Source organism: Myxococcus sp. CA023, from assembly GCF_010998615.1.
Classification (GTDB): Bacteria; Myxococcota; Myxococcia; order Myxococcales; family Myxococcaceae; genus Myxococcus.
Genome location: NZ_JAAEAH010000101.1, coordinates 23,243 through 32,299, shown reverse-complemented (window position 1 = coordinate 32,299; position 9,057 = coordinate 23,243). Strand labels below are relative to the sequence as shown.

The 9,057-nt window shown below is 71.4% G+C and carries 6 protein-coding genes; 3 read left to right on the top strand and 3 right to left on the bottom strand.

Annotation, left to right across the window (positions count from 1 at the left end; genetic code table 11):
- From F8M74_RS32890 to F8M74_RS32880, 3 genes are all read left to right on the top strand, one after another.
- Nucleotides 1–414 (top strand): DUF2760 domain-containing protein (locus F8M74_RS32890; RefSeq protein ID WP_141258936.1); only part of this gene is annotated, 414 nt, incomplete at its 5' end.
- Between the two features lie 61 nt (nt 415–475).
- Nucleotides 476–2,338 (top strand): Hsp70 family protein, encoded by a 1,863-nt coding sequence (locus tag F8M74_RS32885; protein WP_141258937.1) that lies wholly within the window; start codon nt 476–478, stop codon nt 2,336–2,338.
- 25 nt (nt 2,339–2,363) lie between these two features.
- Entirely contained in the window at nt 2,364–5,141 is a 2,778-nt protein-coding gene (locus F8M74_RS32880; protein ID WP_141258938.1) for an Hsp70 family protein, read from the top strand.
- Nucleotides 5,142–5,216: 75 nt separating this feature from the next.
- Here F8M74_RS32880 and F8M74_RS32875 read toward each other — a convergent pair whose 3' ends face one another.
- The 3 genes from F8M74_RS32875 to F8M74_RS32865 all read right to left on the bottom strand — a co-directional run bounded on the left by F8M74_RS32875 (nt 5,217) and on the right by F8M74_RS32865 (nt 8,920).
- Nucleotides 5,217–5,615, bottom strand: a complete 399-nt coding sequence (locus F8M74_RS32875; protein WP_141258939.1) for a hypothetical protein — start codon at nt 5,613–5,615, stop codon at nt 5,217–5,219.
- A 221-nt stretch (nt 5,616–5,836) separates the two neighbouring features.
- Entirely contained in the window at nt 5,837–7,624 is a 1,788-nt protein-coding gene (locus F8M74_RS32870) for a bifunctional UDP-sugar hydrolase/5'-nucleotidase (protein WP_141258940.1), read from the bottom strand.
- A gap of 45 nt (nt 7,625–7,669) precedes the next feature.
- Nucleotides 7,670–8,920 (bottom strand): myxosortase-dependent phytase-like phosphatase, encoded by a 1,251-nt coding sequence (locus tag F8M74_RS32865; RefSeq protein ID WP_141279765.1) that lies wholly within the window; start codon nt 8,918–8,920, stop codon nt 7,670–7,672.
- Between the last annotated feature and the right edge of the window lie 137 nt (nt 8,921–9,057).

Genomic DNA, 9,057 nt, shown 5'->3' with positions numbered 1-9,057 from the left:
CCCGAGCCGCCCCCTGCCCTGCCCCCCGAGCGCGAGCACGCCAGCGCCCTGTCCTTGCTGGGCATGCTCCAGCGAGAGGGCCGCTTCGTGGACTTCCTCCAGGAGAACGTCTCCGCCTTCTCCGACGCGGAAGTGGGCGCGGCGGCGCGCATCGTCCATGAAGGCTGCCGCAAGGTCGCCCAGACCTACCTGACGCTGGAGCGGGTGCTGCCCCAGTCGGAAGGGGACTCGGTGCCGGTGCCCGTCGGGTTCGACGCCCAGCGCATCCGCCTCACCGGCAACGTGGCGGGCCAGCCGCCCTACAACGGAATCCTGCGTCACCACGGCTGGATGACGACGGCGGTGAAGCTGCCCACCGTCAGCCCGGCCATCGACCCGCGCGTGCTTGCTCCCGCGGAGGTCGAGCTTTCCTGAGCCGGCCACCACGGCCTCACAGCGCGAACAAACCCGCGTCTTCCAGGAGTTCTCGTCCGATATGGCCCGCTATTCCATTGGCATCGACCTGGGCACTACGCACTCCGCGGCGTCCTACTTCAATCTGGAGGAGGGCAAGCCCCGCGGCGGCGCGCAGTCCATGCTGCCCGTCCCCCAGTTGACCGCGCCCGGCACCGTCGAGGCCCGCCCGCTGCTCCCCTCCTTCCTTTATCTACCCTCCGCGCAGGAGTTCCCCGCCGGCAGCCTGGCGCTGCCGTGGAAGCCGGAGGCCAGCACCCTGCTGGGTGAGTTCGCCCGCACGCACGGCGCCAAGGTGCCCACCCGGCTGGTGGCCTCCGCCAAGAGCTGGCTGTCCCACCCCGGCGTGGACCGGCGCGCGGCGCTGCTGCCGTGGCAGGCCCCCGAGGAGGTGCAACGGGTGTCGCCGCTGGACGCCTCCGCGCGCTACCTCCGCCACCTCAAGGATGCGTGGGACCACACTTTCGCCCGCGAGCGCGAGGAGTCCGGCAACGCCCTGTCCGAACAGGACGTCATCGTCACCGTCCCCGCCTCCTTCGACGCGGCGGCGCGCGACTTGACGCTGGAGGCCGCCAAGGCCGCGGGCATCCCCAACATCACCCTCCTGGAGGAGCCCCAGGCCGCGCTCTACGCGTGGCTGGAGGCCATGGGGGAGAACTTCCGCAAGCAGGTGCAGCCCGGCGAGGTCATCCTCGTGGTGGACGTGGGCGGCGGCACCTCCGACTTCTCCGTCATCACCGTGCGCGACAACGCGGGTGATTTGGAGCTGCTGCGCGTGGCCGTGGGCGACCACATCCTGCTGGGCGGCGACAACATGGACCTGGCGCTGGCGCACACGCTGAACCAGCGGATGGCCGCCGAGGGCAAGAAGCTGGACGCCTGGCAGTTCAACGCCCTCACCCATGGTTGCCGCCAGGCGAAGGAGGCGCTCTACGCCGACCCGTCCCTGGAGCGCGCGCCCATCTCCATCCCCGGCCGGGGCTCTTCGCTCATCGGCGGCACGCTGCGCACGGAGTTGACGCGCGAGGAGCTGGACCGCGTCCTCACCGACGGATTCTTCCCCGTGACGCCCGTCACCGAGCTGCCGCGCACCGCGCGCCGCACCGGCCTGGCGCAGATGGCGCTGCCCTACGCCCAGGACGCCGGGGTATCCCGTCACCTGGCCGCCTTCCTCACCCGGCAGGCGCAGGCGCTCGCGTCCAGCCCGGACGCGCCGGTGGACGTCAGCGGCAAGGCCTTCCTCCACCCCACGGCGGTGCTCTTCAACGGCGGCGTCTTCAAGGCCGGCCCGCTGAAGGCGCGCGTCATGGAGGTACTCAACGGCTGGCTCACGGAGGATGGCGGAGAGCCTGCCAAGGCGCTGGAGGGCGCGGACCTGGACCTGGCGGTGGCGCGCGGCGCCGCCTATTACGGTTGGGTGCGCCAGGGCCACGGCCTGCGCATCCGCGGCGGCACGGCCCGCGCCTACTACGTGGGCGTGGAGACGGCGATGCCCGCGGTGCCTGGCATGGAGCCACCCGTGAAGGCGCTCTGCGTGGCCCCCTTCGGCATGGAGGAAGGCACGCAGGCGGACGTCCCGCCCCAGGAGTTCGGGCTCGTCACCGGTGAGCCCACCCGCTTCCGCTTCTTCTCCTCGTCCCTGCGGCGCGACGACAAGGTGGGCGTCATGCTGGAGGACGTCGACACCGAGCTGGCCGACGGCGGGCTGGAGGAGCTGGCCCCCATCGAGACGACCATGCCCGGTCAGCCCTCCGTCTTCAGCGACCTGACGCCCGTCAACCTCCAGGCGGCGGTGACGGAGGTGGGGACGCTGGAGCTCCGGTGCCTGGAGAAGGATGGCCCCGGGCGCTGGAAGCTGGAGCTCAACGTCCGCATGAAGGAGTAGAAAGCCATCCGTCAATCGGAGGCGTATGCGAATCGTTGGCATCGACCTGGGCACCACCCATTGCGCCGTGGCATCCGTGGACCCCTCGCGGGGCGCGGGTGCCCCCGTGGAGGACTTCGCCCTTCCACAGCTCGTCCGTCAGGGCGAGGTGGCCCCGCGGGCCCTGTTGCCCTCCACCGTGTACGTGCCCGCCGGCCACGAGCTGGCGGAGGGTTCGCTCACGCTGCCCTGGGGGGATGACGGCGGCCCGTGGGTGGTGGGTGAGTTGGCGCGCTGGCAGGGCGCGCGCGTACCGGGGCGGCTGGTGGCCAGCGCCAAGAGCTGGCTGTGCCACCCGGGCGTGGACCGCTCCGCGCCCATCCTCCCCTGGGGTGCGCCCGCGGACGTCCAGAAGCTGTCCCCGGTGGACGCCAGCGCCCTGCTGCTGACGCACATGGCCCGCGCGTGGGATTACGCGCACCCGGACGCGCCCCTGTCGAAGCAGGAGGTGGTGATTACCGTCCCCGCCTCCTTCGACGAAGCGGCCCGCGCCCTCACGGTGAGCGCGGCGCGCAAGGCCGGCCTGGAGAAGTTCACCCTGCTGGAGGAGCCCCAGGCGGCCTTCTACGACTACACCGCGCGCCACCGGGCGGACCTGGAGCAGACGCTCTCCAACGTCCGGCTGGTGCTGGTGGTGGACGTGGGCGGCGGCACCACGGACTTCACGCTGGTGCACGCGGGCCTGTCGCCCGAAGGCCCCATGCTGCGGCGACTGGCCGTGGGCGACCACCTGATGCTGGGCGGCGACAACATGGACGCCGCGCTGGCGCGCCGGGTGGAGGAGAAGCTCTTCACGGACGGCCGCCGCCTGTCCGCCACGCAGTGGACGCAGGCCATTCAGGCCGCGCGCACCGCGAAGGAGGCGCTGCTCGGCCTCGCCCCACCGGAGAAGCACGGCGTGTCACTGGTGAGTGGCGGCAGCAAGCTGCTGGGCGGCACGTTGTCCACGGAGCTGACGCGCGACGAGGCGCAGGCGCTGGTGCTGGACGGCTTCTTCCCCCTCACCACACCCGCTGACAGGCCACGCCGCGCCGCGCGAATGGCGCTTCAGGAGCTGGGCCTGCCCTACGTGCAGGACGCGGCGGTGACGCGGCACATGGCGGCCTTCCTCGCGCAGCACGCGGCGGCGGGCTTCGCGGCGCTGGGCGAAACGGCGCCGGCGGAGGGCGCCCTGCCCCGGCCGGACGCCATCCTGCTCAACGGCGGCGTGTTCAACTCGCCCCAGATTTCCGAGCGGCTGGTGGAGGCCCTCTCCGCCTGGTGGCCGAACGCGCCGCGCATTCCCCTGCTGCGGCACGAATCCCTGGAGCTCGCGGTGGCCCGGGGCGCCGCGTACTACGGCCTGGTGCGGCGCGGCCACGGCCTGCGCATTGGTGGCGGCGCGGCGCGTGCCTACTACGTGGGCCTGCAGCGCGCGGCGGACAGCGCCGAGCAACCCGCGCTGTGCCTCATCCCCCGCGGCTTCGAGGAAGGCCAGAAGGTGGACCTGGGCGAGCGCCCCTTCTCGCTCACCCTGGGACGGCCGGTGCAGTTCCAGCTCTACTCCACCACCAGCGACCGCATCGACAAGCCCGGCGATCTGGTGCCGCTGGCGGAGGACCTCAAGCCGCTGCCGCCCATCCATACCCTGCTCAAGGGCTCCTCCAACAAGGTGGCCGAAGTGCCCGTGCACCTCCAGGCGGCGCTGACGGAGATTGGCACGCTGGAGCTGTACTGCGTGTCCAACGTCGCGGACGAGCGGTGGCGCCTGGAGTTCGAGCTGCGCGGCACCGGCGGCTCGCACGAGCTGACCGTCACCGAGTCCATGCCCGCGCGCTTCGTCGAGGCGAAGGACAACATCGAGCGCGTCTACGGCAACAAGCCGCTGCCCATTGGCCCCAAGGACGTGAAGCAGCTCGGGCGCACGCTGGAGAAGGCCCTGGGCTCGCGTGAGACGTGGCGCGTGCCGGTGCTGCGGGAGATGTGGAGCACCCTCTTCGCGGGCGCGAGCAAGCGCCGACGCTCGGATGACCACGAGCGTGTCTTCTACAGCCTCACCGGCTTCAGCCTGCGGCCGGGCTTCGGCTACCCGCTGGACGGCTGGCGCGCGGAGCAGACCTTCGGCCTGTTCGACGCGCTGGTGCAGCACCACACGGACAAGGCGGTGTGGACGGAGTTCTGGGTGATGTGGCGCCGCATCGCGGGCGGACTGGACGAGGCGCGGCAGCAGAAGCTGTACGCGTACCTCCAGCCCCACCTGGCGCGAAAGGTGCCACCGGACGCGCCGCCGCCGGGGAAGCTCAAGGGCATCCAGCCCGAGGGCCTGGAGGAGATGGTCCGCACCGCGGCCTCGCTGGAGCACCTGCAACCGGGTGACAAGGCGGAGCTGGGCCGGTGGATTGCCGCGCGGCTGAAGGCCGAGGCGAAGTCCGGCGGCCCGTGGGCCTGGTCCCTGGGACGGCTGGGCGCGCGCGTGCCCCTGTACGGCAGCAGCCACAAGGTGGTGGACGTGGACACGGCCGAGGCCTGGCTCACGCTGCTGCTGGAGTTGGACCTGCGGAAGATTGACGGCGCGTCCTTCGCGGCGGCGCAGCTCGCGCGGCTCACGGGAGACCGCACGCGCGATCTGGACCCGGACCTGCGCGAGCGCACGGCCCAGGCCCTGCTGGCGGCGAAGGCCTCCGAGACCTGGGTGCGAATGGTGCGCGAAGTCGTGGCGCTGGAAGCCGCGGACGAGGCTCGCGCGCTCGGGGATACGCTCCCCGCCGGTCTGCGGCTGTCGTAGGACTGGAAGGAATGCTCCCGCGGGAGTTGGACCTGGAAGGTCCAGCCCCCCGGGAGCTGGGACAGCGACGGTGGCTCAGCCCTGCGCGGCGGCGACAGGCTCGGCGGGGGATTCACCCGCTTCGGGGCTCGCGGCGGCCGGCACGACCTGGAGCACCGGGGCCGCCTCTTCCACCGGCGCGGCGGCAGCGGCGTCCTTGCCCGCCTTGGGCTTCTTGCTGCCCGCGCCCGAGCGGCACGTGCGGCACCAGGGCTGATTCCGGATGGCGCCATCCGCCATCTTCCGCAGGCCGAACTGCGCCAGCGGCTTCAGCGTCTTGCACTTGATGCACATCAGCGAGATGAGCACCTCCTGACCATCCGCGTCGTAGACGGCGGACTTGCGACGCTTGCGCGGCTGGCCCTGCCCCGGTTCACGCTGCTTCGCCTTCTCAGGCGCAGGCGGCGCCATCATCGGGGTCACTTTGTAGAGCATGTCGGTTCCTCCAGCTCACGGGAGTCCACCCACGCAGGCCCTGGGCCACCTCGGAGTGGACACTCGCAGGGACTAGAGTAGGACCTCCGCTTCCCGTTGGAAACTGATCCCAGGCCGAAAAATCGGCCCCCGGCGCGATTTCAGTGTCCTTCCCCTGGGGTGAGTCCTTTCGTTCACCCTCAGCGGATCAGCCGTCGTCCGAATTTTCAGCCGGGACGCGCTCAGCGCGCCTCCTGCTGACACTCTGCTACACCCGTGTAGCGGACACGTCCCAGTTCGGGGGCCTCCAGCGTGCCGCCCCGGGCTTTCCCGTAGGCGACGAGCGCTTCGCGCAAGTCGAGCCCGTCGACGGGGGTCATCTCGATGCGCTCCGGTGGCACGGTGTTCAAGAGGGGCTCCAGCCCGTCACCGCCTCGCGCCAGAAAGTCCGGGAGGGCCACCCGGTACATCTTGCGGGGGTCGAGCACGAGCGGCTGACCGCCGGTGAGGGCCACTCCCGAGAACCGCCCGGGCCCCGGGCAGCGCTCCAGCGTCACCTCGAGGCCGGAGACGGCGAAGACGGAGCCCATGTCGTTGCCATAGGCCAGGTTCAGCAACCGCGACAGCTCGGGGCCCGTCAGGGTGACCACGGCCACCGTGTTGTCGAAGGGCAGCACTTCGAACACCTGACCGAAAGTGAGCGGCCCCGCAGGCAGGTCCGCGCGGACGCCGCCCGGGTTCATCAGCCCCACGTCCGCGTTGGCCGACGCACGCAGCACGTCCGCCACCAGATTGCCCAGCACGCCCTCCTCCGTGTAGCCGCGAGCCAGGGGCGTGGCCGCCACGAGCCCCAGCTGGCGATTCTGCGCCTCCCGTGCCAGCTCCAGCGCTGGCGCCAGCAGCGGCGCCACCTGCGCGTCGGGCACCACCGGCTCCGCCATGAACAACGCGGGCTCCAGGCGCACCTGGGGCTCGTTCCGCAGGCGGCGGCCGTCACACGTTCCCTGGGTGGCGTCCACCTTCGCACAGAGGGGAATGGCGGCTTGGATGCGGGTGCGCTCGGGCAGGATGCGGCGACTGTCCGGGTCCACGAACAGCTCCACCACGCCCAGGGAGCGCGCCAGCCCCGTCGTCTCGATGATGGGCACCTGGGCGAAGAAGTGGCCCATCGTCTGGTGGGTGTGTCCCGCCACGATGGCGTCGAGCGTGCCTGGCGGCAGGACCTTCAGCATCGACAGAATCTCCGCGTCGCCCTCGTCGCAGCTCGACGTGTCGCGGGGGTTGCTCAAGTCCGTGCACTTGCCTCCCGCATGCGCCACCACCACCACCACCTCCGCGCCGCGCGCGCGCAGGGAACGGGACGCTTCCAGCGCGGCGGGCGCCAGGGGCAGGAAGCGCAGGGACGACACGTTGGCGGGATTGGTGACCTTGGGGGTGTCCTCCGTGGAGAGCCCGATGATGCCCACCTTCACGCCCTTGACCTTCATCAGGTACGTGCCGTCATTGCCCGTCCAGGCGGGGCGCGCGCCAGTGGAGGCGTCGCGGAGGTTCGCCGACAACATGGGGAATCGCGCCTGGCCGATGCGCGCCTTGAGCGCACCCAGCGCATCATCCCCGGGCCGCTGCGCCATGGAACCCGGCCCCACGGGGCCATAGTCGAACTCGTGGTTGCCAATGGCGGCCGCGTCCACCCCCAAGTGGTTGTACACGTCGACGACGACGGCCCCTTCCGTGAGGTTGGAAGGCAACGTGCCCTGGAACATGTCGCCCGCGTCCAGCAGCACCACGCCGCCCGGGTTGGCCGCGCGCAGCCGCGCCACGTAGGCCGCGAGCGTGGCGGCGCCGCCCTCCTCCACCACCTGGCCGTCCTTCAGTGGCGTGCGATGGGGCTCCACCTGCCCGTGGAAGTCGTTGATGCCCACCAGGGTGATGCGGATGGGCTCCGGCGGTGCGCCGCGGGTCCAGAAGCCGGAGCACGCGGTGGTGGCCCCGCACGCCAACGCGAGGGCGATGAGTCGAAAGAAACGCATGAGGGCGCGCACTTCAGCGCGACGCGCGCCCGCTGGCAACGCGCTTCAGTCGCGACGGCGGCGCCCCACCCGCACCAGGGCGAGCAACGCGAACGCAGCGGTGGCCGGCACGGAGGCCGAAGCACACGAGCAGCCCGACTCGTCGGGGCGATTGCCCGGGCCTGGCGCGGGCCCCGGACCACCGGTGCCACCTCCGTCCCCCGGGCCACCGTCCGTGCCCCCGTCCGTCCCCCCGTCCGAGTCGAACCGCGTGTCGATTCGCAACGCGGGGTCGAAGGCCTCGGCGACTGCCGGCCAGCGCGCGTACAGGAAGCGCTGCGGGTTGGAGAACGCGTCACTGCCCACGAAGAGCCCGTCGGGATAGGTCGTGCCCAGCGACGACGCGGTGACGGCGAGGGCCACTGGGTCATTCGCCCGGATGACGCCCCCATCCGCGTCAGCCAGCCGGAACGAGCCCACGAGGGTCCTCGCGCGCCGCTCATAGACGGCGAACGCATCCGCGCCCGTGTCCGCGACCAGGATGTACCCTTCGCCATTGCGCGCGCGGTACAGCGCGACCCGGCCCACATTGGCGGAGAGCCCGCCCGAGCCCTGGATGGAGAGCTGCTGACCGGTGACGTCCGCGTCCGCGGCCGCCGGATAGCGCCACAGGCCCTGCCCCTGCTGGGTGACGAACAGGGAGTCCGACGCCTCGTCCACGGCCAGACCCGCGATGGGCCCCGTCGTGGTGAGCGTGCGAACCAGGGTGGCCGTCACGCTCCCCGTGTCCCCGGCCAGTTCGTACTGCCGGAGCACGCCCGTGGACGTGCCCGCGAACACATAGAACCGGCCCGAGTCCTCGTTTTGATAGAGCGCCACGGCGGAGAACTGCGTCCCCGTCAGGAAGCCCGCGGCGCCGATCCGCACCACCCGGTCCGCGCGGTCGGGGTCCACCGTGTAGGCCGCCAGCCCGTTGAAGTTGATGCTGGCCGCCACCACCAGGGTCTGCTGCACCCCGGACAGCGGGAAGCCGTCCCGCACGGCCACGGCCAACATCGGGCCATCCGTGAGCTCCGCATCCAGTTGCTCGCCCCCCACGCCGAAGGTGACGAGGCCCGCGTTGGGGCTGTTGTAGGCGGTGAGGAACAGGCTGCTGCTGGGGGCGCCGGGACTCACCCAGAGGGCCACGTCCTGGAGCACCCCGCCGGTGATGGACGGGCCGGGCTCGGACTGCGCCGTCGGCGACACGGCGACCTGCGCGGACACCGGAGTGCCCAGGAGCAACGCCGCCAGGGCCAGGGGGGTTGGGTTGCGCATGACCGCCTCCACGTTGAGCGATTGGAGCTCCCTAACTTGGCACGAGGCGTCAGGCTTTCAAGTAGGAAGCGGCCGGGAACGGTTGGCGATGGGTGACAGCGTCGGCTAGAAAGTGCGTCTTCCAGCCAACACAGAAA

Coding starts and splice junctions, on each gene's coding strand:
- F8M74_RS32875 (WP_141258939.1), bottom strand. CDS start 5,615: ATGCTCTACAAAGTGACCCCGATGATGGCGCCGCCTGCGCCTGAGAAG.
- F8M74_RS32865 (WP_141279765.1), bottom strand. CDS start 8,920: ATGCGCAACCCAACCCCCCTGGCCCTGGCGGCGTTGCTCCTGGGCACT.
- F8M74_RS32880 (WP_141258938.1), top strand. CDS start 2,364: ATGCGAATCGTTGGCATCGACCTGGGCACCACCCATTGCGCCGTGGCA.
- F8M74_RS32885 (WP_141258937.1), top strand. CDS start 476: ATGGCCCGCTATTCCATTGGCATCGACCTGGGCACTACGCACTCCGCG.
- F8M74_RS32870 (WP_141258940.1), bottom strand. CDS start 7,624: ATGCGTTTCTTTCGACTCATCGCCCTCGCGTTGGCGTGCGGGGCCACC.